Genomic DNA, 23730 nt, shown 5'->3' on the forward strand with positions numbered 1-23730 from the left:
CCCCACGTCTAGCATTCGGCACATGGCCCTGTTGCACCGCGCCGAACTGCGCCCCACGAAACTCGAACTCCTGGCGGCCTGGCTGCCCGGCCGTCCCTGGTACCAGGGGGCCGCTGCCGCCGACGTCGAACGGGTGGCGGCCTTCCGGTTCGACGACCCCGCCGGTGCGGTCGGGGTGGAGACGATGCTCGTCCGGGCCGGCACCGGGCCGATCCACCAGGTCCCGCTGACGTACCGTGACGCGCCGTTGGACGGTGCCGACGACTGGCTGATCGGCACCACCGAGCACTCGGTCCTCGGCCGGCGCTGGGTGTACGACGGGTGCGGAGATCCCGTCTACGTCGCGACGCTGACCGATGTGATCTACTCCGGCGGCGTACAGGCGGACGAGTACTTCGAGGTCGACGGCGCAGTCGAACACCGCGCGCCGAACATGCTCGTCACCGGTAGTGGTGTCGCGGACGCCGACATCCCCGCCACCGGCGCGCTGCGCCGCGTCACCGACGAGGAGGACAGCACGGTCGTCACGACGGACTCCGTACAGTTGACGGTCCTGCGTCGTCTCCCCGCCGGCAACCCGGTGGCCGGCGCCATCCTGACCGGCACCTGGGACGGCCAGCCGACCCCGGTGACGCTGGCGTACGCCGACCCCACGCTGAGCCCGGACCACGCCCAACGCCGCTGACGTCGGCGCGAGCCGCCGCCCTCAGCGGGCGCTGTCGCCGAGCACCTCGTCGATCTGGCTCACGGCGAGACGCCAGCCCTCTTCCATGCCCATCTCCAGCATCTGTTCGAGCTGCTCCGCGTTCGTGAACTGGGTGACGGTCGTCATGCGTGTTCCGGAGCCGACCGCATCGAGTGTCACCACGGCGTGGGTCGGCTCGATGGTGGTGACGGGTTCGCCGTCGGCGTCGGCGAACCCGTCGTCGAACTCCAGCCGGTGCGGCGCTTCGATCGCGGTTATCCGCCACCAGCCTCGGGACTTCTCGCCCTCGGGGCCGGTCATGTAGTAGGCGGACTTCCCACCCACCACGAACTCGTGCCGTTCGAAGGTGGCCGGCCAGGTCGGCGGGCCCCACCAACGCTCCAGTTGGCGCGGGTCCTCCCAGACCTGCCACACCCGCTCGACGCCCGCGTCGAACTCCGCGACCAGCGTCAGGGTCAACGCCGCGCTGTCCTTGAAGGTAGCTACTACCGCCACTGTGGTGGATCCTCTCTCAGTCTTCGGCCAGGATCTGTTCGATCTGACTGGTGCGATACCGCCAAATTTCCTCGTACGCGCCGAGGAGGCGGGTCGCCTTGCGCAGCGCCGCCAGGTCGCCGTGGACGATCTGCTCCCGTCCCCGCCTCTTCTTGGTGACGAGCAGGGCCCGTTCGAGGACCGCGACGTGCTTCTGTACCGCCGCGAAGCTCATCGGGTAATGCTGTGCGAGCGCCGAGACGGACTGCTCGCTCCGGATCACCTGGGCGAGGATGTCGCGCCGGGTCGCGTCCGCGAGCGCGTGGAAGACCCGGTCGATCTCCTCCGCACTCAACTCATCTACAACCATATAGTTGTACGTTAGTGCTGTTACGTCCGAGACACAAGCAAGCTCCCCTCCGGAGCGGGCGCAGGGGTGTCGGGCGGCTCGGCGGGTGTGGCGCCGATGCGTCGCACGCTCGGCAGGGCGGCGGAGAGGGTGCCCGAGGAGCGGGCCGCCTGGGTCCTGCATCCGGCCCGAGCGAGCCGTGCCGGCTCCCCCGGGCGAAACGATCCACCCGCGCAAGCGCCGCCCGGCGGACTGACAGGGCTCTCCGCCCGTGCCCCCTGGACCACCGGCGTACAAACACACCTGGCCCATGTTCCGGCTTTCGGAGGACAGGCTCTGACCCGGCTCGTCCTGGAAGCACAGATCTGTCGCCCTCATCTGCCAGATCCCCCCGGTGGCCGTACCTGCCACAATTGGCCGGTAAGACCAAACGGGTAATGTCTCCGACGTGCAGGAGATGCGGCCACTCGTCGTTACTGATCGGTATGTCTTCGCGGAGGTTATTGGCCAGGGCGGGATGGGTCGGGTATGGAAAGCCCATGACAAGGCACTCCATCGCGATGTGGCAATCAAAGAAATGGTTCCGCCGCCCGGCCTGACCGACGAGGCACGGCAGGAATTGCACGTGCGGTCGCTCCGTGAGGCGCGGGCGATCGCCAGGCTTGACCACACCAACGCGGTCCGCATCTTCGACGTACTCGTGGGCGACGCCGGTGACCTATGGATCGTGATGGAGTACGTCCCGTCGCGCTCGCTGCACCAGACAATCACCGCCGACGGTCCTATCTCGCCGACCCGGGCAGCCAAAATCGGGCTGGGGGTTCTCCACGCGCTACAGGCGGCCCATCGCGCCGGGATCATGCACCGCGATGTCAAGCCGGCCAACGTACTGCTCGGCGACGACGGCCGGATCGTACTCACCGATTTCGGTCTGGCCACTGACATCGAGGATCCGGATCTGACCTCGACTGGCGTGGTCCTCGGCTCGCCCGCCTATGTCTCACCGGAGCGGGCCATGTCGGGGGCCGTGGGGCCGGAGGGGGATCTCTGGTCGCTCGGCGCCACCCTCTACGCGGCCGTGGAGGGGCACGCGCCGTACGCCCGCCCGTCCAGCTTGATGAGCCTCACCGCGCTTGTTACCGAACAGCCTCCAGTGGCGAAGCATGCCGGCCCACTGGCGCCGGTGCTGGAAGGTCTGCTCCGCAAGGATCCGGCCGAACGAATCGACGCCGAGACCGCCGAGCAGCTACTTCGTCAGATACCTCGCGAATCGACGGACGGCAGCCCGGAAGCTGATCGGACAAACGTGGAGCCCGGCGAACCCTGGGTGAGGCCACCGGGCTTTGCCGTCCCCCCGCCCGGGACATCGGTAATGCCGACTCCGCTCACCCACGATAGGACCGTCGCACCCTCCACCGAGTCGGTTGACGACAGTGCCACAGACCCCGTCGTCGCGGTCGTCAATCGGTCAGCCGGCGACACGAAGCCCCCCTCCCCTTCGGTTCGAACGCGGCGGGGTTGGTTGGTCGGCGGCCTCGCCGCCCTACTGACAATCGGACTCGCGGTAGGCATTCCGCTGGCCACCCGCGAGCGGCCCGACGGGACCGACAGCAGCCGTCTGGCCGTGCCGGGCGGCCTTCCCACCGAGTTCAGTCAGTCGCCCCTCCCGGCGTCGGCTTCCGCCACGCTGCCGCCGCTCACCTGGTCCGTTCATCGGGACGGGAGCGGATTTTCCGTCCCGGCGCCAACCCATTGGCAGATCACCCGGCGGGGTAGCCGGGTCGAGTTCCGAGAGCCCGGCGGCGACCGGCTCCTCGCGGTCAGCCAGAACGACTCCCCCAACCCCGACCCGCTCGCCGAACTGACCGCACAGGAGAAGGCCCGGCCAGCCGACGGGCAGTACCGGGACTACCACCGGATCGGGATCACCGCCGCGAACTACCACCTGGGCGCCGCCGACTGGGAGTTCAGCTACACCAGCGGCACCGACGAGGTCATGCACGTACGCCGGCGCACCTTCGTCACGTCGACGCGGAAGGGCTACACGATTGAGTGGGTGACTCCCGAGCCTGTCTGGGCAGCCAGCGAGTTCGCCTTCCAACACATCACCGCGGGATTCCAACCGGCGCCGGCCCCGAGCACCACGCCGCGTGCCCGACCTAGCACGACCCCGTCGGTGAAGCCGAGCCCGAGTAATCAGACCCCATCCGACTTCATGGTCAACGATACCGAGCTCACCTACAGTGGCAAATGGACCCACTTCCCCAACCGGAACCTCGGCGACCACAACAATGATGTCACCGTTACCGGAGAGGTAGGGGCGACCGCGGAATACTCCTTCACCGGCACCGGGTTTTCCTACCTGGCCGAATTGAACAACGACGAGGGCAACGTCGATGTGTATGTCGACGGCGTGTACCAGGCCAACGTCAACCTCTATGCGAATCCGCCGAGGCGGTCCCGGCAGGTCGTCTACCAGAAGACCGGGCTCCCCGCTGGCCGGCACACCATCAAGATTGTCAACAAGAGCACCAAGATCGGGATGATCGACGCCCTCAAGATAGTGACGGGTTAGCATTCCAGGCGGTCCGTCGAGCATCCTTTCTTACCGGTACGACATGGCCCGGTCCAGCATCCAGTCCTGGTCGACGACTCGCACACGCCACAGACGTGTTACTAGTCGTCGGTCAGGGTCTTCACCAGCGCGGGCGACAGATCCTGATCCGCGTAGAGCAGCCGTACGGCGTGCGGGTCCGGGTTGCCCGCGTCCGGGCCACGCCACGCCAGGCGCAGCCCCGCCCGCTCCGTCGTGCGCTGCGATCGGGTGTTGCCCTCCAACAGGTACGCGGTCAACGGCAGGTCGGGGCGCGTTTCCCGAGCAGCGTCGACCGCGGCACGGATGATCTCCTGGGCGTACCCCTGTCCCCAGAAGGCCGGCGATAGGCGGAAGCCGAGGTTCCACGCCACGCCGTGACGGACGAAGCAACCACCGATTCCGACGAGTTGTCCCTGAGCCGCGGGCTCGGCGGGACGCGCCACCCACACACCCAGACCGTCGCGGAGCCAGGCGGCCCGCCAGTGATCGAGCATGGTCGCGGTCTGCTCGCGGGTGGTGTGACGGGCGATCGGATCATCGCGCCACACCTGTGGATTCGCGTACAACCGGTACAGCTCGGTCAGATCGCCGCGCTCTGGAACGGTCAGCACCAACCGCTCGGTCGCGTGGTTGCCGGCTGATCCGGGTATATCGGTCCGCACCTTGTCCTCACGCCCCCAGGTCGTTGATCAAAACCCGATGTTGTGCGTACGCTCCGCGTGCCGTCAGACGCCAACGTCGTCGACGGGCCGGGACCGGCCAGCGAGACAAGTGATCACCTCCGCCGACGGAAGCGCGGCGGCGCGGTGACAGGGCGGACCTGACCTCATTCGACACGACGCCAGCACATCTCCCTGATCACGACTTACGGGGAATCAGGCGGGCGGGGCCGTGGTCCGCTCCGGGTCGAGTGCGGCGAGGATCGCCTCGGCGGTCCGCCGTCCGATGCCCGGCACCTCGACGATCTCGTCGACCCCGGCGGCGGCAAGTCGCTTGACCGACCCGAAATGCCGCAGCAGCGCCTTGCGGCGTACCTCGCCGAGGCCGGGCACGTTGTCCAGGCCGGAGGTGGTCATCCGCTTCGACCGGCGCTCCCGGTGGAACGTGATGGCAAACCGGTGCGCCTCGTCCCGGACCCGTTGCAGCAGGTAGAGCCCCTCGGACGTACGCGGCATGATCACCGGGAACTCGTCGTCGGGCAACCACACCTCCTCCAGCCGCTTGGCCAGGCCACAGAGCGCGACGTCGTCGATGCCGAGTTCGGCCAGCACCGCAGCGGCTGCGGCCACCTGCGGCTGCCCGCCGTCGACCACCACGAGCTGCGGGGGGTACGCGAACTTGCGCGGGCGCCCGGTGGTCGGGTCGATGCCGGGACGGTCCGGGTCGGCCGCCATCTCCTCACCCAGCTCACCGGTTTCCGCCCGGGTCTCCAGGTAACGGGCGAACCGGCGGCGCAGCACCTCGGACATGGCGGAGAGGTCGTCGGTCGCGCCGCGCACCACGAACCGCCGGTATTCGCTCTTGCGCGGCAACCCGTCCTCGAAGACGACCATGCTGGCGACCACGTCGGTGCCCTGGATCTGGGAGATGTCGTAACACTCGATCCGCAGCGGCGACGTACGCAAACCGAGCGCCTCGGTGATCTCGTCGAGCGCCTTGCTCCGGGTGGTGAGGTCACCAGAACGGCGCAACTTGTGCCGGGTCAGCGCCTCACCGGCGTTGCGCCCCACAGTCTCCAGCAGCGTTCGCTTGTCGCCGCGCTGCGGCACCCGGAGGCTGACCCTGCTCCCCCGGTGCTCGGAGAGCCAGTCGGCGAGCGCGTCGGCGTCCGGCGGCAGGGCCGGCACCAGCAACTCCCGGGGCACGTCGGCCTCGCCCTGCTCACCGCCGTAGACCTGGGTGCAGAAGTGGTGGACCAGGTCACCTGTGGTCAGGTCCTCGACCTTCTCCACCACCCAGCCCCGCTGGCCGCGCACCCGCCCGTCGCGTACGTGGAAGACCTGGACCGCCGCTTCGAGGGGATCCTCGGCGAAGGCGACCACGTCCGCGTCGGTGCCGTCGCCGAGCACCACGGTCTGCTTCTCCATCGCCCGGCGCAGCGCCGCCACGTCGTCGCGTAGCCGCGCCGCGAGCTCGAACTCCAACTGCTCGCTCGCGTCGAGCATCTCCCGTTCGAGGCGGCGGACCATGGTGTCGGTCCGACCGGCCATGAAGTCGCAGAAGTTCTCCACGATCTCCCGGTGCTCGTCGACGGAGACCCGGCCGACGCAGGGCGCCGAGCACTTGCCGATGTCGCCGAGCAGGCACGGCCGACCGATCTGCGCGGCCCGCTTGAACACGCCAGAGGAGCAGGTGCGCGACGGGAAGACGCGTAACAGCAGGTCGAGGGTCTCGCGGATGGCCCAGGCGTGCGAGTACGGCCCGAAGTAGCGCACGCCCTTGCGCTTCGCGCCGCGCATCACCTGGAGCCTCGGGTACTCCTCGTCGAGAGTGACGGCAAGATACGGGTACGACTTGTCGTCCCGGTAGCGGACGTTGAACCGGGGGTCGTACTGCTTGATCCAGGTGTATTCCTGCTGGAGCGCCTCGACCTCGGTGCCGACCGTGATCCAGTCGACCGAGGCGGCCGTGGTGACCATCTGCTGGGTGCGCTGGTGCAGGTTCCAGATCTCGCCGAAGTAGGAGTTGAGTCGGCTGCGCAGGTTCTTGGCCTTGCCGACATAGATCACCTTGCCGGTCGGGTCACGGAAGCGGTAGACCCCGGGTGCCTCCGGGATCGTGCCGGGGGCGGGACGGTAGGTCGAGGGGTCAGCCACGCCAGCAAGCGTAGTCCGCGCCCCTGTCATTCCCGCCCAGGCTCCGCCCCACTCTCCCCAACCCCACGAGACCCCGTTTGGAAGGGCCCCTTCCTATACAAAAAACGATAACAAGGGGCCCTTCCTTACCCCGCTCAGGTGAGTTCGACGATCAGGCCGGGCTCGGCGGCGGTGACCTCACCGTCGTACGTCTCGCCGGCCGCTGCCTGCGCGGCGGTCCGGTCGGTTCCCGGCCAGAAGTGGGTCAGCAGCAGCATCCCGACACCCGCCTCGGCTGCCTGTGCGCCGGCCTGCCGGGCGCTGGTCAGGTCGTGTACGGAGTCCGCCGGCACCTGGTCGACGTAGGTCGCCTCGGCAAGCAGCAGGTCGGAGTCGTGGGCCAACCCCACCACGTCCGGGCTCGGCCCGGTGTCGCCGGTGTACGTGAGCACTCTCCCACCGGCGGTCAGACGTATCCCGGCGTTCGGCACCCAGTGCGGCAACAGCCGGGTCTCGGCCTCGAACGGGCCGATCCGCAGCCGGTCGCCGGCGTTGAACTCGTGCCGGACGTACGCGTCGTCGAGCATTCCGGGCCGGTCCAGCGCGAGCACCGCGTCGACGGCACCCGGCAGCGCGTACACCGGAAGTGGATCGGGTTTGTCGTCCCGGAGGTGGCGCGCCCGCAGCAGCGGGTTGAGGTCGGCGCAGTGGTCCGGGTGGCCGTGGCTGACGAAGACCGCGTCGACCTGGTCGGCGCCGACTCGTTCGAGCAGTCGCGGCAGGGTGGCGTACCCGATGTCGAGGAGGAGCCGGAATCCGTCTTGTTCGACCAGGTATCCGCTGCACGCCTGGCCGGCTTCCGGCCACGCGCCGCAGGCGCCGAGCACGGTCAGCCGCATGCACGCATCGTAGAGCCCGCCCGGGCCCGACGCGGGGTGTCGCGCTTCCCGCGCCAGGCCGGCCCGTTAGGTGAGGCGAGGATGCGGCCCGCAGCTCAGGCGAGGGTGATGTTCTCTCCCTCGACCTTGACCTCCTTGGCCGCGAGCGGCCGGGTCGCCGGTCCGGTCTTCACCGAACCATCGGTGATCGAGAACTTGCTGCCGTGACAGGTGCAGTTGATCGTGCCACCGTCGACGCTGGTCACCGGGCAGTTCTGGTGGGTGCAGATCGCGCTGAACGCCTTGAACTGGCCGGCGGTCGGCTGGGTCACCACCACGTCCTTGGCCGCGAAGATCAGGCCACCGCCGACCGGTACCTCACCGGTCTTGGTCAGCACGTCGGCACCGCCGCCGTTGTCGCCACCGGCCGGGTCACTCGCGCCCGGAGCGGCGTCGTTGGCGCCGTCGGTGGAGTTGTCGGTGGAGTTGTCGGTGCCACAGGCGGCGAGCACCACGGTCGCACCGACGGCGCCCGCGCCCAACAGCATGGCGCGGCGGGTCTGCACCGGAGCGGTCACGATCTGATCGTCACTCATGCCTAGCCTTTCCTCTTCGACTGTGGTGGCCGTGTCTGGGCTGGTGCTACGGCCACGACAGTAGACACGCAAGATCCCCGGCAATGGTTCAGTTGGGCACGAATCAGACCCCGGTCGCCGCGCGGCGCCCACGGGCCGGTGTCGCCGTGGTCTTGGCCGCACCGGCCTTGGCCTTCGTCGCCGTGGCCGGAGCCGCCGTTGCTGGAGCTGCCTTGGCGGGCGCCGCCTTGGCCGCGCTCGTCCGCGTCTTCGCCGTCGCCGCGCCGTTGGCCTTGTCGGCCCGTGCGGTCGCCGTCTCCGAGCCCTTTGCCGTGCCCTTGAGGCCGAGCACCGGCCGGAGGAACTGACCGGTGTGGCTGGTCGGCACCTCGGCCAGCTCCTCCGGCGTACCGGCGGCCAGCATCAGGCCGCCCCGGTGGCCGCCCTCCGGACCCATGTCGATCAGCCAGTCGGCGGTCTTGATCACGTCCAGGTTGTGTTCGATCACGATCACCGTATTGCCCTTGTCGACCAGGCTCTCCAACACTCCGAGCAGCTTGCGGATGTCCTCGAAGTGTAGGCCCGTGGTCGGCTCGTCGAGCACGTACACGGTCCGGCCGGTCGAACGTTTCTGCAGCTCGGAGGCGAGCTTGACGCGCTGAGCCTCGCCACCGGAGAGCGTCGGCGCGGACTGGCCGAGGCGTACGTAGCCGAGGCCCACGTCGACCAGCGTCTTGAGGTGCCGGTGGATCGCCGGGATCGCGGAGAAGAACTCCGCCGCCTCCTCGATCGGCATCTGCAGTACGTCGGCGACGGTCCGCCCCTTGTAGTGCACCTCAAGGGTCTCCCGGTTGTACCGGGCTCCCTTGCAGACCTCGCACGGTACGTAGACGTCGGGCAGGAAGTTCATCTCGATCTTGATCGTGCCGTCACCGCTGCACGCCTCGCAACGTCCACCCTTGACGTTGAAGGAGAACCGGCCGGGGCCGTAGCCGCGTACCTTCGCCTCGGTCGTCTCGGCGAAGAGCTTGCGGACGTGGTCCCAGACCCCGGTGTAGGTCGCCGGGTTGGACCTCGGCGTACGGCCGATCGGCGACTGGTCGACCCCGACGACCTTGTCCACGTGTTCGAGACCGGCGACCCGGGTGTGCCGCCCCGGCACCATCCGGGCACCGTTGATCTGGTTCGCCAGGACCGCGTACAGGATGTCGTTGACCAGGGTCGACTTCCCCGAACCGCTGACCCCGGTGACGGCGGTGAACTGGCCGAGGGGGAACGACACGGTCAGGTTGCGCAGGTTGTGCTCGCGCGCCCCGTGCACCACCAGCTCACGTCCGGGCGTTTGCGGCCGGCGCTGCTTCGGGGTGGGGATCTTGCGCCGCCCGGAGAGGTAGGCGCCGGTGACCGACTCGGGGTTGGTGAGCAGTTCCGGTACGGAGCCGCTGTGCACGATCTTGCCGCCGTGCTCACCCGCACCCGGCCCGATGTCGACGATCCAGTCGGCGACGCGGATGGTGTCCTCGTCGTGCTCGACCACGATCAGGGTGTTGCCCAGGTTCTTGAGCCGGACCAGGGTCTCGATCAGCCGATGGTTGTCCCGCTGGTGCAACCCGATCGACGGTTCGTCCAGCACGTAGAGGACCCCGACCAGGCCGGAACCGATCTGGGTGGCGAGCCGGATGCGCTGGGCCTCGCCACCGGAGAGCGTGCCCGCCGGCCGGTCCAGGGAGAGGTAGTCCAGGCCGACGTCGACCAGGAAGCGCAGCCGCGCGTTGATTTCCTTGAGCACCCGCTCGGCGATCATCTTCTGCCGGTCGGTGAGTTCCAGTACGGCCAGCAACTCGGCGCACTCGCCCACCGAGAGGGCGCAGGTCTCGGCGATGCTCCGACCGCCGAGGGTGACCGCGAGCACCTCGGGCTTGAGCCGGGCCCCGCCGCAGGCCGCACACGGCACGTCCCGCATATAGCCCTCGTACTTGTCCCGGGACCAGTCCGACTCGGTGTCGGCGTGCCGGCGCTCGATCCACTGCACCACACCCTCGAAGCCGGTGTAGTAGGAACGCTCGCGGCCGTACTTGTTGCGGTAGCGCACGTGCACCTGGTCGCCGGAGCCGTGCAGGATGGTCTTCTGCGCCCGCGAGGGAAGCTTCCGCCACGGGGTGTCGAGGTCGAAGTGCTCCGCCTCGCCCAGCGCCTCAAGCAGGTGCAGGAAGTATTCCAGGGTCTGCCCCGACGACCAGGGCTGGATGGCCCCCTCGCGCAGGGTCCGTTCCGGGTCCGGCACGAGCAGGTCCGGGTCCACCTCCTTCTTCGTGCCCAGGCCGGTGCACTCGGGGCAGGCGCCGTACGGGGCGTTGAAGGAGAAGACCCGCGGTTCCAGGTCCTCGATCGCCAGCGGGTGGTCGTTCGGGCAGGCCAGGTGCTCGGAGTAGCGCCGTTCCCGGTCCGGGTCGTCCTCGGCCAGGTCGACGAAGTCGAGCAGGACCAGTCCACCGGAGAGGGCGAGCGCCGACTCCACCGAGTCGGTCAGCCGCTGCTTGGCCGATGCCTTGACGGCGAGCCGGTCGACCACCACCTCGATGGTGTGCTTCTCCTGCTTCTTCAGCTTGGTCGCCGGGGACTCGCCGATGAACTCGGTCAGCGGGTAGACCGTGCCGTCGACCCGGGCCCGGGCGTAGCCCTTGCCCTGGAGTTCGGCGAAGAGGTCGAGGTATTCCCCCTTGCGTCCGCGGATCACCGGCGCGAGCACCATGAACCGGGTGCCCTCCTTCATCGCCAGCACCCGGTCGACGATCTGCTGCGGGCTCTGCTTGGAGATCCGCTCCCCGCAGACGGGGCAGTGCGGCTCACCGACCCGGGCGTAGAGCAGGCGGAGGTAGTCGTAGACCTCGGTGATCGTGCCCACCGTCGAGCGGGGGTTGCGCGAGGTGGACTTCTGGTCGATCGACACCGCCGGGCTCAGACCCTCGATGAAGTCGACGTCTGGTTTGTCCATCTGGCCGAGGAACTGCCGCGCGTACGACGACAGCGACTCCACGTAGCGTCGCTGGCCCTCGGCGAAGATCGTGTCAAAGGCCAGGCTCGACTTTCCCGAGCCGGAGAGCCCGGTGAAGACGATCATTGCGTCCCGCGGCAGGTCGAGGTTGACGTCGCGCAGGTTGTGCTCACGCGCGCCGCGAATGATCATGCGGTCGGCCACTGTCCGTGTACTCCCGGGGAGAAGAAAGCGAGAACCTGTCCCTCGGGACAAGTTTCTACCGCTCGAAAAAATTCTGCTTTTAGGTCCGGTCCAGCAAGTATGTCCAGTCCGCCGGCTATATCCAGCCCGGCAACTGTCCAGTCGGCGATCTTGGCACCGGTTCCGGTGGTTTCCGGTGGTCCGGAAGACGCCAAGAATGCGCCTCGGCAACTCTAGCCCCGGGGTACGACACTTTCTCCCAGCCGGACGTCTGCCCTGGTCAACGACGCGTCCCCCCGCGCCGAAGCCGACCAGCCCAGCCGGTTGGCCGGGCTGATCGACAGGCGGGCTGATCGACAGGCACCATCGGATTGGAGTCGCGCCGTCACACCGGTGCCGGTCCACGGGGCGCTTGTCGAACCGGACGAAGGTCGGGTTACGGGCGGATTCGCCGCTCCGGTCGCGTACGCCGCCGCCCGGCCCGCGCCTCGGCCGCCAGCCGCGTCTCCCGTCGTCGGGTCTCGAAGGCCACCTCACGTTGCAGCTTGCACCAGCTCTCCCACCGGCGCGGGGTGAGATCCCCCTCCTCCAGGGCGGCCTGGACCGCACAGCCCGGCTCCACCTGGTGCGAACAGTCGTCGAACCGGCAGGCCGCCGCCAGCTCCGCGATGTCGGCGAAGGCCAGATCCAGTCCACCTGCCGCGTCGAGCAGACCCACCGCCCGGATGCCGGGGGTGTCGAGCACCGCCCCACCGCCGGGGATCGGGATCAACGCCCGGTGGGTGGTGGTGTGCCGGCCCTTGCCGTCCACCCCACGGATCCCCTGGGTCACCATCACGGTCGCCCCGGCCAGCGCGTTGACCAGCGTCGACTTCCCCGCACCGGAGGGCCCGAGCAACGCGAGCGTACGGCCGGCACCGACTCGTGGCCGCAACTCGTCCAGGCCCCTGCCGGTCTGCGCGCTGACCGGCAGCACCCGTACCCCGGGCGCCAGCTCCGCCACCTGGTCGGCGACCGCCGCCGGGTCGACAGCAAGATCACACTTGGTGAGCAGCACCATCGGTTCCGCGCCCGAGGCCCAGGCGAGGGCGAGCATTCGCTCGATCCGCGCCATGTCCGGCGTCGGATGCATCGGCTCGACCACCGCCGCGGTGTCGAGGTTGGCGGCGAGCACCTGCTCGAGGGCGGCCTTGCCGGCGATCCGGCGTACGATCGCCGTCCGTCGGGGCAGCACCACCTCGGCGGTGACCCGGTCGTCCGGCCAGTGCCGGACCAGCACCCAGTCCCCGACACAGGGCAGTCGGGTGGGGTCACCGGCCGCCCCGGCCAGGATCGTCCCGGCCAGACTGGCCCGGAAGGTGCCATCGGCCCGCAGGACGGTGCAGACCCCCTGATCCACCCGGACCACCCGGCCCGGCCGCAGATCGTGCCGCCCGGAGGCGGCGTTGGCGAAAACGGCGTCCCATCCCAGGGACGCAAGATCGAACCTCATGTCAACCCTCGTCAGACGTGGTGAAACGGGATGCGGGAGACGCGCACGGCGACCGGCATGATCCCCACCTCCCTCCCACTCCCGGGTGACGCGTTCACGTCGAACGGTAGAGGCTCCCGCCGATCCCCCGAAAGCCATTTCCCGGTACGGCCCGCCGATGACCACCGGCGGGGCCGGGACGACTAGGGTCGAATGCGTGACCGTTGACCCACTGGTACTCAGCGCCGAAGTGGACCGGGCCACGGAGCGGCTGCTCCGTACCGCCGGCACGCTCGACGCGACCGCCCTGGCCGCACCGTCGCGACTGCCCGGCTGGAGTCGTGGGCACGTCCTGGCCCATCTCGCGCGCAGCGCCGACGCGCTGGTGAACCTGCTCACCGGGGCGCGGACCGGCCGGGACATCCCGGCGTACGCGAGCGTCGCCGCCCGGGAGGCCGAGATCGTGGCCGGTGCCGGCCGCCCTGTCGACGAACACCTGGACGACCTGCGCGGCAGCGCCAAGCGCTTCGCCGAGGCGTGCGCCGCCATGCCGGCCGAGCGCTGGGCGACGGTGGTCCACTCGCACCGCGGTGACCGGGTCGCGGCGATCCTGGTCTGGACCCGGCTACGCGAGCTTGAGGTGCACCACGTCGACCTGGGCGCCGGCTACGACACCGTCGACTGGCCCGAGGGTTTCGGCCAACGGGTGCTCCACGAGGCCGCCACCGACCTGGGTCAGCGTGCCGACGTACCGCCGCTGGTGCTGCGCCCCACCGACACCGGCCGTACCCTGACCGTCGGCGCACCGGGCCACGGCCCGACCGTCTCCGGCCCGGTGCACACCCTGGCCGGTTGGCTGATCGGCCGTTGCGCCGGTGCCGGACTCACTGTCACCCCCACTGGCCCCCTACCGACCCCACCGGACTGGATGTAGAGGTACGGACATGAGTTACCGCGGAGATGTCTCGACCGGCGGCGCGCCGGACGTACGTGAGCTGGACAGCCTCGTCATCACCAAGGTGTCGGTCGGCCCGATGGAGAACAACGCCTACCTGGTGCGCTGCCGCTCGACCGGGGACCAGGTGCTGATCGACGCCGCGAACGAGGCGCCCCGGCTGCTGGAACTCGCCGGTGAGACCGGGCTCAGCCACGTGATCACCACGCACCGGCACATGGACCACTGGGTGGCTCTGGAGGAGGTGGTGGCGGCCACCGGCGCGGTGAGCCTGGCGCACACCGCCGACGCCGAAGGGCTGCCGATCGACTCCGAGACGCTGGTCGACGGCGACACCATCCGGGTCGGTGGCTGTGCACTGGAGGTGATCCACCTGGTCGGGCACACCCCAGGTTCGATCGCCCTGCTCTACCAGGATCCGGCCGGCATCCCGCACCTGTTCACCGGCGACAGTCTTTTCCCCGGCGGGCCGGGGAAGACCACGGATCCGGCCCATTTCGAGAGCATCATGAACGACCTGGAGTCCAAGGTCTTCGGGCGGCTGCCGGACGAGACCTGGTTCTACCCGGGCCACGGGCGGGACTCCACCCTCGGCGCGGAACGCCCGTCGCTGACCGAGTGGCGGGAGCGCGGCTGGTAGCAGCCCGCCCCGCCAGGACGGTCCCGTGCGGGGTGTCGGGGATCAGAGTTCGAAGAGGTCCTTCAGCGCCTCGACGATCCGGGACATGCTCGCCCCGGTGGCCATGCCGACCCGTTCGACACCGGCGGCGGCGGGCACCCGGCGCATCCGGTTGACCACCACCACCCCGGTCATCGGGTCGGTCTCGGCCAGCGGCACCACGAACGGCGGCAACTCCTCGGTGCCGCGCTGCCGGACGATCGGCGCACAGTAGGGGGACGCGCTCGGCCGGTCGTTGTGCGCGTCCCCGGAGAGGACGATGACGCGGTACCGCACCTGGGTGGGGTCGCCGACGGTCCAGATCTCACCCCGGTTCACGCTGCCTCGACCAGATCGGTCCAGCCGGCTTCGAGGTTGTCGGCGAGCCGGTCGAACCCGTCGAGTTCGTCGCGTACCTCCGGGTTCGCGGCCAGCCACTCGTCCTGCCGGCGGGCGGCGTGACGCAGCGCCTCCCGGCGCGCGGCCCGGTCGATCCACGCGGACAGGGACATCCCCTCCTGGCCGGCGGCGGCACGGGCCCGCGCGAGCGTATCCGGGCTCAGGCTGAGGGTGACCTTGTCTGCCATACGGGTCACCATACTCGCGGTGGTATTCCCGGGGGTATCTCTCGCCCCGGGCGCGTCGCAGCCAGGCCACCCGAGGGACGAACCGGACAACCCACCTTGCCCAACGGCTCCACCAGCAGGCCCGACCATGGGCCGTCACCGAGGCAGCGGCTAACCTCGGCGGGTGAACTGGCTCGACATCATCGGTTGGAGCGGCTCGGCGCTGCTGGTCTGGTCCCTGCTACAGACGCGGGTGCTCCGGCTGCGTGCGCTCAACCTCGTCGGCTCCCTGGTGCTGATCGGCTACAACGCCGCGCTCGGGGTCTGGCCCGGAGTCGGACTCAACGTGGTGATCGCGATCATCAACGTCTGGTACCTACGCCGGATGCTCGCCACCCGACACGACGAGCGGACCTACGAGGTGGTCGAGGTCGGCACCGGCGACGGTTTCCTCGACCACACGCTGCGTGTGCACGCGGCGGACATCGCCCGGTTCAACCCCGACTTCCGGTGGGCCGGCGCCGACCCGGACCGGTCGGCCTTCCTGGTCGTACGCGCCGACGAGGTGGTCGGCGTGGTACTGGTGAACGGGGCCGGCGGGGACGTCGCCCGGGTCGAACTCGACTACGTGACCCAGCGGTTCCGGGACTTCACCCCCGGCGAGTTCGTCTATCGCCGCAGCAGCCTCTTCACCGACCGAGGCTACCGGCGGGTACTCACCCCACCCGGCATGGTGGCGCCGTACTACGACCGGCTCGGCTTCCGCCGCGAGGGCGACTCGTACGCGCTCGACCTGCCGCCGGTCAGTCCCGGAGCCGGAGCTGGAGTACGTCCATCCGACTGATCTCCGCGTTGGCGACCTCGTCGCTGACCGACCCCTCGTAGCTCGCCAGCACCTGGAACCGGTCGGCCGGCAGGTACGCCCGACCGGGATCGCCGACCAGGACCCTGGCCCCCCGGGCGGCGGCCCGCTCCAGGAAGGGCAGCATCCGTTGCGCCAGCCCTCGGCGATAGAAGACGTCGCCGGCCAGGACCAGGTCCACTCCGGTCCCGTCGCCGTCGAGCAGGTCGCCGCCGGCCTGGCGCACCTGGATGCCGTTGGCCCGCGCGTTCATCCCGATCACGGCCAGCGCGTACGGGTCGATGTCGTTGGCGGCCACCGTCGCCGCCCCGGCGAGCCCGGCGGCGATCGCGGCCAGGCCGGAGCCGGCAGCGAGGTCCAGCACCCGCAGGCCGGTGACCACGTCGGGGTTGTCCAGCACGTACCGGGCGAGTGCCTGCCCGCCGGGCCAGGCCGATGCCCAGTACGGCGGCGGCAGCACCGCCCCCGCCTCGGCCTCCATGCGAGCCCACCAGACGATCGCGTCCTCGGCCAGGTGCAGGCGTACCTCGGGCACGAAGGGCACCTCGACCAGACGGAGTCGATCAAGCCCGCCGGACTCCGCGCCGGCCACCTTGCGCTCAAGATCGGCAAGCGGGTCCGCCGTCCGTCTCGTCACCGACACAGCATGACGCAGCCGCACCCCGTCAGCACCGTTATTACCCTCCTGTCGCCGAGCCGCGACTTCGCGCCGCATCAGGCGGGTCGGGCCGCTAGTGTCGGTGACGTGTGAGACGACCACCGTCGCACACCTGTTAAGGAGATTTGGATGGCAACCGGCACCGTGAAGTGGTTCAACTCTGAAAAAGGCTTCGGCTTCATCGAGCAGGACGGTGGGGGGCCGGACGTCTTCGTCCACTACTCCGCCATCGACAGCCAGGGTTACCGCGAGCTCAACGAGGGTCAGCAGGTCGAGTTCGAGGTAACCCAGGGGCAGAAGGGTCCGCAGGCAGCGAACGTACGTCCGCGCTGAGCCAGCGGCGACGGGCACCAAGCAACACGACCCAGCCGACGGTCAGTCCGATCCCGACCGTGGCCACCATCGTGAACGACTCTCCGGGTAGCAGTCCCCCGAGCGAGTTCGCCGCAGTGCCCAACAGCACGTACAGCCCGGCCCAGAGCGCGGCGCCCAACGCCGCGCAGGACACGAAACGGCGGTAGGACATCCGTAGACCGCCGGCGGCCAGTGGCAGCAACGCGTTGAACACCGGCAGGAACGGGGCAACCATCACCATCCGGCCGCCACCGCGGTTCAGGATGCCCTCGGCGGCGGCCCACCGCGCCTCGCCGATCCAGGTCCCGATCCGGCCACGCCGGATCCGGTCACCGAAGTAGCGGCCGGCGAGGAAGCTCAACGACCAGCCGACCACGCAGCCGGCGATCACGCTGAGGTAGGCACCGGCGGGTCCGCCCGGTCGGCCGGTGCCCACCACAGCGAGCACCGCGATGTCGCCGGGCACCAGCACGCCCACCAACGGAATCGTGTCGAGGAGCATGACCAGGCCGAGCCCGGCGAGGTACAGCACGATCGGTAACTCACCCAGTTGTGTCAACCAGTCGCTCACGGCCGCCCCCACTGCCTCATGTACCTCACAGTAGGGGCGCAGGCAAGCGCGGACATCCGGGACAGTCCCTCGACCGACGTCAAAAACCCCTGAATAGTCTCAGGGTGCTCCCCGATTTCCCGATGGGAACCGAAACTGTCTCACCATTGATTGCCGTCTCCGCCTGAAACGGCTACGGTCAGCGGCCGTGGACGCTGACTTCCTCATCATCGGCGGTGGGATAGCGGGCGCCAGCGCGGGCTATCACCTGGCCGCGTACGGGCGGGTGATCCTGCTGGAGATGGAGTCGGTCGCCGGCTACCACTCGACCGGCCGTTCGGCGGCGCTTTTCTCCGAGTATTACGGGGGGCCGGTGGTACGGGCGCTCACCTCGGCGAGCCGGTCGTTCCTGGACGCTCCGCCGCCCGGTTTCAGCGCCACTCCCCTGTTGACCCCCCGGGGTGTTCTGGCACTATCACCGGCCGGCGAGGACGAGAGTTTCGACGCGGCGCTCGCCGACGAGCTCGCCGCGCCGACCCCGGCCCGTGAGATCGATGTGGACGAGGTGCAGCGCTACTGCCCGATCGTCCGCCCCGGCCGCTACCACCGGGCGATGGTCCGCCCGGCCGCGCAGGACATCGACGTGGACGCCCTGCACCAGGGATTTCTACGAGGCATCCGGGCCAACGGCGGCCAGGTGGTCCGCTCGGCACGGGTACAGTCGCTCACCCGACTGCCCGACGGCTGGCGGGCGGAGACCGGGGTCGGCCGGTTCACCGGGACCCAGGTGGTCAACGCCGCGGGCGCCTGGGCCGACCAGGTGGCGGAACTGGCCGGGGTACGCCCGCTCGGGCTGACCCCGCTGCGACGTACGGCCTTCCTGGTGGACCTTCCCGACGGCGTACGGGCCGAGCGCTGGCCGATGGTGTCGGACGTGGCCGAGACGTTCTACTTCAAACCGGAGTCGGGGCGTTTGCTGATCTCGCCGGCCGACGCCACGCCGACCCCGCCGGGGGATGTCCGACCGGACGACCTCGACATCGCGGTGGGTGCGGCGCGGGTCGAGGAGGCGACGACGCTGAGTATCCGGCGGGTGCACCACGCCTGGGCCGGGTTGCGGACCGCCGCCGCCGATGACGTGCCGGTGGTCGGCCGCTCCGCCGACGTGGAGGGTTTCTTCTGGTTCGCCGGGTTGAGCGGGTACGGGATGCAGGTGGCACCGAGCCTCGGCCGGCTGCTGGCGGCGCTGGTGACCGGTGTTCCACCGACCGGCACGCAGATCGATCCGACTCCGGTCGCCCCCGACCGCTTCCACTGACCACCCCCCACCCGCGCCACTGCTCCCCGCGCCGCACCTCCCCGCCCACCACCTCCCCGCGCCGCAGGCGTTAGGAGGGGCCCCTTCCTCTACCGAATGCGATAACAAGGGGCCCTTGCTTACATTCGGCTGGAGGCGTATTCGCTGTCGGCAGAAGCAGAGGCTGTCGGGTCTGCGGTCCGCCTAGCGTGGGGCACATGGACAGGACGGCGTTGGTCATCGGGGCGACCGGGCAGGTCGGGCGTGCCACCGTACGCGCGCTGGTGCAGGACGGGTGGCAGGTCCGGGCCGGCTCCCGGGGTGGGCGGGGCGGCCCACTGTGGCCGATCGACTGGCACGTGTACCCGGTCGCGTTGGACCGGGAGGATGACGAGCAGTTGTCCGCCGCGATCGGCGACGGGGTGGACCTGGTGGTCGACACCGTGGCGTACGGCACCCGGCACGCCCAACAGTTGATCGACCTTGCCGACCGGATCGGCTCGGCGGTGGTGCTGTCGAGCGCCGCGGTCTACGTCGACGACGAGGGGCGGGGGTTCGGCGCGGACGGGGTCGCCTTTCCCGTACCGATCGCCGAGACCCAGCCGACCACCTCTCCGGGGGTGGGCGACTACGCGGCGGAAAAGGCCGGTCTGGAACGGGAGCTGCTCGCCGCCGGGGCGCTCCTGCCGACCACGCTGCTGCGCGCGGGCGCGATCCACGGGCCGCACACCGTCCATCCCCGGGAGTGGCACTTCGTCAAGCGGGCCCTGGACCGCCGCCCGGCCCGGGTGCTGGCCTACAGCGGCGAGAGCCGCTTCCACCCGGTCTCGACCGCGAACCTGGCCGAGTTGGTCCGGCTGGCGGCGGCCGAACCCGGTGCCCGGGTGCTCAACGCCGCCGATCCGGAGGCACCGACCGTACGGGAGATCGGCGCCGCGATCCACTCGGTGCTCGACCACGACGCCGACGAGGTGCTGATCGACGGCCCGTCACCGGCGCCGCCGGTGGGCGAGACGCCCTGGTCGGTGCCGACGCCGGTGGTGTTGGACATGGGCGTCGCCGAGCGGCAACTCGGCTACCGACCGGTGACCGGTTATCTGGAATCGCTGCCGCGGACGGTGAGCTGGCTGGTGGACACCACCCGGGACCGGGACTGGCGGTCGGTCTTCACCGACCTGGTGCACAACTACCGGACCAACTACTTCGACTACGCCGCCGAGGATGCCTGGCTGGCCCGGCACCGCTAGCGGTTTCCCCCAGGGGGATCCGCGGGAGCCGCCCGGGGCCCACGGGCGGCCGACGGCGCCGGGCCAGCGGCGGTTCAATTCTGCAGGTAGCCCTGGGAGACGCGGGCCTCGGCGAGCAGCCGGGCGAACGCGTCCGCGTTTCCCTCGACGAGCAGCGGCACGGTGGCGCCGCCACCGAGCGAGCGCAGGTAGTTGAACTCGACCGGGCCGATGTGGCGCACCTTGCCACTGTCGTGCACGACGAAGATCGGGCTGGGGTTCTGCGTGGTGCTCTGGATGAGATACATGGGACGCACCTTTCTGGTCGTCGATCTCCTAGTCGTCGATGATCCATCTGCGCCGGGGCCGATCCGGAACGGGAACGGGAGCCGCTGAGTCCTGGCCGGCGAGTTCCAGTGCCCGGGCGACGATGTCCGGCTTCTGGGCGATGATGGCGGGGCCGGGGCACTGGGGATGCCCCCAGTCGACACCGTTCTCCGCCCCCATGCTGTGGTGGCCGAGGCCCCGCCCGGAGGGACTGGTGGCGATCTGCAGGGGGACGTCGTAGATCTGGTTGGCGCGTACCAGTAGGCGCGCGTTCGCCTCGACCTGTTGTGCGGTGAGTGCGCCCGGAACGAACCCCTCGTTCTCCACACTGAGCCACGTGGGGTTTCCGGACCGTTGGGCCCAGGACCGGATGTCGGTGTCCACCATCTGCGCGATGCGGCCGTCCTTCGCGACCACGAAGTGCGACGAGACGCGGGAGGAGGGGTTCTTCTGCCAGGCAATGGTGCCCTCGAAGTAGCCCTCGGCGATGTGCAGCACGAGGCCGCGGTGTTCGATCATCCGGTCGGTGGCCTCATTGCCGTTCCTGTCGCCGTCGCCCGAGTTGACGGTGGGGCCACGCCAGGTGGCGAGATCGGTCCAGAGTGCCATTGAATTCTCCTATCGGCGGTCTTAATCCGGATTGGATTGACTATGCCGATCGTCCAACCTGTCCGACTTGAGCGTATCGCCGCCCGCACGCCGCTGACCAGGGAAAACATGTGCCAACTTCTGTCGCGCGCGCGTCAGATCGACCACCGGGAGAGTGCCGGCAGTCGATCTATAAACGATTCGATCAAAGGGGACAGTGGATCAGGGAGAAACCGGAAATCCGGTCAGAATGCCAGGCACTCGCACTCGGTCATCAACGTACGCACGTTGTCGGTGTACCGGATGTTCGAAACCTTCAGGTCGTACGTGCCGTCGGGCTTCTCCACGAGCACCGTGCCGGGCCCCATGTTGTACGACGAGATGACCGCGTTCAACAGGCACGGGTCCACATGGTCGACACAGTCCGCCGGGTCGATCGAGTAACCGAGCCCGCTCAGGTCACCCAGATACCTGATCAACCAGGCCAGGTAGTTCGCGCCGAGCGTGGCGTTGTCCTGGTACTTCCGGATGTCGAGCGACTTGTCGAACCGGTTGTTCACCTGGTCCGCCGTACCCGGCATCACCTGCATCAGCCCGACCCCGCCGTCGCAGGCCTCGATGTTGGACTGCCAGCCGCTCTCCTGCCAGGCAATCGCCTTGACCAGGGCGACCGGCACCTTGATCTCCGGCGCGGAGACCGGCCAGTAGCTGACCCCGGCGGCGGTGGTCAGCGCCGCCTTCACCTCCGCCCGGCTCGCCTGGGGGCCGACGTATTTCGGTGCGGTGCAGCTCGCCGGGGCGGGCCGGACCGCCGGCGGCGGCGGTACGTCCTGCTTCGGCACCTGCTTCGGCGGTGCCTTCGGCGGCGAGGTCTTGGGCTTGCCGGTGGTCTTGCTCGGGGTGGGAGTACGGCTCGGACCGATGCCCAGTCCCTCCGCCGTCGACCCGGTCGGCGCGGCGCTGGTGGGCTCCCCCACGGACGGGCCCGCCGAACCGTCGACGGTCACCCCGACCGGAGCGCCCACCGCCTCGACCTCCCCGCTGTCCCCGCCGCCACAACCGCTCGTCGCGGCGACCAGCAACAGGGCACCCGCGACCACACCGATCCGTCGCGTCCATCCACCCATCGGAGCCTCCCCCAGTCTGGTCCGAGCGGGAACCTTAACAAGGTCAGCCGGCAGTTCGGGGGCATCGACCGGCGCTGTTCAACGCCCTAACGGGTACGCCACCATCAGCCGACCGGCCGGGGCGTTGCTGGTGGCCGGACGCGTACGGCCCGGTCCCGGGTGGCCCAGGCGACCATGAAGACCACCGTCCACAACACCCCGAGCAGGATCGAGGTGACCGTCTCGCTCGCCGAACTCCAGCCGACGTAGAGCCGGGCCGCCGCGATCATGACCACTCCTACCGTCGCCGACGTCCAGGCCGCCACCGCGAACGGCCACCGGCTCTGGCGGGCCAGCAACCAGGCGAGTGTGCAGAGGCTCGCGGTCACGATCACGTTCTGGTTCGGCAGGGACGTCACCGCCGTACCGACCAGGGTCGGGGTGCGCTGCCCCGGCTGGGTCAGGTCCGCCACCAGGGCGAGCAGCACCAACGGCAGGGACGCCCCGACCGTGCCCACGACGCTGACCAGATCCGCCTGCCAGGGCCGCGACCGCCAGCCGACCAGCACCGCGACCAGGGCCACTGCGATGATCAGGAACGATCCCCGGAAGACGTTGAGCACGGTGACCGCGGCGTCGACCGTGCCATCGGCCCGCTGCTGGGCGAACCAGTCCGCGATCGCGTGGTCGACCACGTACAGGCCGCTCTGGTGGACCACCACGTCGACCAGGTAGGCGAGCACCAGCCCGGTGGCGAAGAGCAGACCCAGCCCGGCAGCCAAGTTGATCAACAACGTCCAGCCGGGGCCGATGTGCATCGCGAGCAGGAAGAACAACACCCCGTACCGGCCGGCGAGCCAGCGCACCGGCGGGAGTGCCCGGGCCCATCCCAGCAGCGCCCGTACCGGATCGGGATTGCGCCCCAGCCAACGCCCGACCAGGACGATCGCCACCACCGCGACCAGCAGCACCAGCACCGCCCCGGTCGCCTTGCCGAGATAGCTGGAGACGGTCTCGTACGACTCCCCGGCCAGGTAGCCGACCACCACCGAGCCGCCGACCCAGCTCACCACCCCGGCCAGGTTCCACGGAGCGAACCGCCGGTACGGCATCCCGGCGTTCCCGGCGAGCCGGGGCACCAGAGTCCGGGCGTACGCGATCCAACGAGCCGCCAGCACCGCCCGCCCGCCGAGCCGGTCGAGCATCTCGTCCGCCTTGGCCCAACGACGGGCGCCGATCCGCTGCCCCCACTTGCTGGCCCGCAACCTCGGCCCGTGCCGCCGACCGCTGCGGAACGCCACCGAGTCACCGAGCAGCGCCGAGGAGATCATTACCACCAGCGCCGTGCCAAGATCCAGCGTGCCGGTGTACGCCAGGAACCCGACCAGCAGCAGGGTCGCCTCACTGGGCACCAACAGCCCCAGCACCAACAACCCGGTCTCTCCCCCGACCAGTGCCGCCGCGACAAGGTAGACCAGCAGCGGCGGTAGCTGTTCCAGCAGCGTCACCACCGAATGCATATCCACCCCCGGATCACGCGGGCCAGCATGACAGCCTGATA

At 69.6% G+C, this 23730-nt stretch carries 24 protein-coding genes; 8 read left to right on the forward strand and 16 right to left on the reverse strand.

Translation table 11 applies throughout. From position 1 onward, the window contains the following. The first annotated feature begins 22 nt into the window (after positions 1-22). Entirely contained in the window at positions 23-685 is a 663-nt protein-coding gene (locus ACIBF5_RS00800; protein ID WP_396806707.1) for a hypothetical protein, read from the forward strand. A 21-nt stretch (positions 686-706) separates the two neighbouring features. On the opposite strand, the gene ACIBF5_RS00805 is transcribed toward ACIBF5_RS00800, so the two are convergent. Further along, positions 707-1201, reverse strand: a complete 495-nt coding sequence (locus ACIBF5_RS00805; protein ID WP_396806709.1) for an SRPBCC domain-containing protein — start codon at positions 1199-1201, stop codon at positions 707-709. A gap of 16 nt (positions 1202-1217) precedes the next feature. Then, positions 1218-1550, reverse strand: a complete 333-nt coding sequence (locus ACIBF5_RS00810; RefSeq protein WP_396806711.1) for an ArsR/SmtB family transcription factor — start codon at positions 1548-1550, stop codon at positions 1218-1220. A 436-nt stretch (positions 1551-1986) separates the two neighbouring features. Here ACIBF5_RS00810 and ACIBF5_RS00815 point away from each other — a divergent pair, with 436 nt between their 5' ends. Continuing rightward, on the forward strand, positions 1987-4104 hold the full coding sequence (locus ACIBF5_RS00815) for a protein kinase (protein WP_396807341.1): 2118 nt from the start codon (positions 1987-1989) through the stop codon (positions 4102-4104). A 101-nt stretch (positions 4105-4205) separates the two neighbouring features. Here the strand turns inward: ACIBF5_RS00815 and ACIBF5_RS00820 are convergent, their stop codons facing one another. From ACIBF5_RS00820 to rsgA, 6 genes are all read right to left on the reverse strand, one after another. After that, a complete protein-coding gene (locus ACIBF5_RS00820) occupies positions 4206-4787 on the reverse strand; it encodes a GNAT family N-acetyltransferase (protein ID WP_396806713.1) in 582 nt (193 codons plus the stop codon). A 213-nt stretch (positions 4788-5000) separates the two neighbouring features. Beyond that, positions 5001-6941 carry an excinuclease ABC subunit UvrC gene (uvrC, locus tag ACIBF5_RS00825; protein ID WP_396806715.1) on the reverse strand — a complete coding sequence of 647 codons (1941 nt, stop codon included), beginning with the start codon at positions 6939-6941 and terminating at the stop codon, positions 5001-5003. A 134-nt stretch (positions 6942-7075) separates the two neighbouring features. After that, complete coding sequence (locus tag ACIBF5_RS00830) at positions 7076-7819, reverse strand: MBL fold metallo-hydrolase (protein ID WP_396806717.1); 744 nt, start codon at positions 7817-7819, stop codon at positions 7076-7078. Positions 7820-7914: 95 nt separating this feature from the next. Next, complete coding sequence (locus tag ACIBF5_RS00835) at positions 7915-8394, reverse strand: Rieske (2Fe-2S) protein (RefSeq protein WP_396806719.1); 480 nt, start codon at positions 8392-8394, stop codon at positions 7915-7917. 103 nt (positions 8395-8497) lie between these two features. Then, a complete protein-coding gene (gene uvrA, locus ACIBF5_RS00840) occupies positions 8498-11572 on the reverse strand; it encodes an excinuclease ABC subunit UvrA (protein ID WP_396806721.1) in 3075 nt (1024 codons plus the stop codon). Between the two features lie 415 nt (positions 11573-11987). Continuing rightward, positions 11988-13043 (reverse strand): ribosome small subunit-dependent GTPase A, encoded by a 1056-nt coding sequence (rsgA, locus tag ACIBF5_RS00845; RefSeq protein ID WP_396806723.1) that lies wholly within the window; start codon positions 13041-13043, stop codon positions 11988-11990. A 196-nt stretch (positions 13044-13239) separates the two neighbouring features. On the opposite strand from rsgA, the gene ACIBF5_RS00850 reads away from it, so the two are divergent. Then, entirely contained in the window at positions 13240-13956 is a 717-nt protein-coding gene (locus ACIBF5_RS00850; RefSeq protein ID WP_396806725.1) for a maleylpyruvate isomerase family mycothiol-dependent enzyme, read from the forward strand. 10 nt (positions 13957-13966) lie between these two features. Continuing rightward, positions 13967-14617, forward strand: coding sequence for an MBL fold metallo-hydrolase (locus ACIBF5_RS00855; protein WP_396806727.1), 651 nt, complete (start codon positions 13967-13969; stop codon positions 14615-14617). A gap of 42 nt (positions 14618-14659) precedes the next feature. Here ACIBF5_RS00855 and ACIBF5_RS00860 read toward each other — a convergent pair whose 3' ends face one another. Next, on the reverse strand, positions 14660-14974 hold the full coding sequence (locus ACIBF5_RS00860; protein ID WP_396806729.1) for a type II toxin-antitoxin system PemK/MazF family toxin: 315 nt from the start codon (positions 14972-14974) through the stop codon (positions 14660-14662). Further along, positions 14971-15222, reverse strand: coding sequence for a hypothetical protein (locus tag ACIBF5_RS00865; RefSeq protein WP_396806731.1), 252 nt, complete (start codon positions 15220-15222; stop codon positions 14971-14973). Before ACIBF5_RS00865 ends, ACIBF5_RS00860 begins: the two co-directional genes overlap by 4 nt. Before the next feature lie 163 nt (positions 15223-15385). Between ACIBF5_RS00865 and ACIBF5_RS00870 the strand changes: the two genes are divergently transcribed. Beyond that, a complete protein-coding gene (locus ACIBF5_RS00870) occupies positions 15386-16045 on the forward strand; it encodes a YgjV family protein (RefSeq protein ID WP_396806733.1) in 660 nt (219 codons plus the stop codon). Here ACIBF5_RS00870 and ACIBF5_RS00875 read toward each other — a convergent pair. Then, positions 16005-16700, reverse strand: coding sequence for a class I SAM-dependent methyltransferase (locus ACIBF5_RS00875; protein WP_396806735.1), 696 nt, complete (start codon positions 16698-16700; stop codon positions 16005-16007). The genes ACIBF5_RS00870 and ACIBF5_RS00875 overlap by 41 nt on opposite strands. 150 nt (positions 16701-16850) lie before the next feature. Between ACIBF5_RS00875 and ACIBF5_RS00880 the strand changes: the two genes are divergently transcribed. Beyond that, on the forward strand, positions 16851-17054 hold the full coding sequence (locus tag ACIBF5_RS00880; RefSeq protein ID WP_121155518.1) for a cold-shock protein: 204 nt from the start codon (positions 16851-16853) through the stop codon (positions 17052-17054). Here the strand turns inward: ACIBF5_RS00880 and ACIBF5_RS00885 are convergent. Continuing rightward, on the reverse strand, positions 16975-17646 hold the full coding sequence (locus ACIBF5_RS00885) for a DedA family protein (RefSeq protein ID WP_396806737.1): 672 nt from the start codon (positions 17644-17646) through the stop codon (positions 16975-16977). The genes ACIBF5_RS00880 and ACIBF5_RS00885 overlap by 80 nt on opposite strands. A gap of 187 nt (positions 17647-17833) precedes the next feature. Between ACIBF5_RS00885 and ACIBF5_RS00890 the strand changes: the two genes are divergently transcribed. Then, positions 17834-18943, forward strand: coding sequence for an NAD(P)/FAD-dependent oxidoreductase (locus tag ACIBF5_RS00890; protein ID WP_396806739.1), 1110 nt, complete (start codon positions 17834-17836; stop codon positions 18941-18943). Positions 18944-19140: 197 nt separating this feature from the next. After that, positions 19141-20169 (forward strand): NAD-dependent epimerase/dehydratase family protein, encoded by a 1029-nt coding sequence (locus ACIBF5_RS00895; RefSeq protein ID WP_396806741.1) that lies wholly within the window; start codon positions 19141-19143, stop codon positions 20167-20169. Positions 20170-20243: 74 nt separating this feature from the next. Here the strand turns inward: ACIBF5_RS00895 and ACIBF5_RS00900 are convergent, their stop codons facing one another. From ACIBF5_RS00900 to ACIBF5_RS00915, 4 genes are all read right to left on the reverse strand, one after another. Further along, positions 20244-20456 (reverse strand): hypothetical protein, encoded by a 213-nt coding sequence (locus tag ACIBF5_RS00900; RefSeq protein WP_396806742.1) that lies wholly within the window; start codon positions 20454-20456, stop codon positions 20244-20246. 28 nt (positions 20457-20484) lie between these two features. Beyond that, positions 20485-21084, reverse strand: a complete 600-nt coding sequence (locus ACIBF5_RS00905) for an N-acetylmuramoyl-L-alanine amidase (protein WP_396806744.1) — start codon at positions 21082-21084, stop codon at positions 20485-20487. 224 nt (positions 21085-21308) lie between these two features. Next, on the reverse strand, positions 21309-22190 hold the full coding sequence (locus ACIBF5_RS00910) for a transglycosylase SLT domain-containing protein (RefSeq protein WP_396806746.1): 882 nt from the start codon (positions 22188-22190) through the stop codon (positions 21309-21311). A gap of 104 nt (positions 22191-22294) precedes the next feature. Further along, complete coding sequence (locus ACIBF5_RS00915; RefSeq protein ID WP_396807343.1) at positions 22295-23689, reverse strand: DedA family protein; 1395 nt, start codon at positions 23687-23689, stop codon at positions 22295-22297. Between the last annotated feature and the right edge of the window lie 41 nt (positions 23690-23730).

It is taken from the genome of Micromonospora sp. NPDC050417 (assembly GCF_044458865.1).
GTDB lineage: Bacteria > Actinomycetota > Actinomycetes > Mycobacteriales > Micromonosporaceae > Micromonospora_G.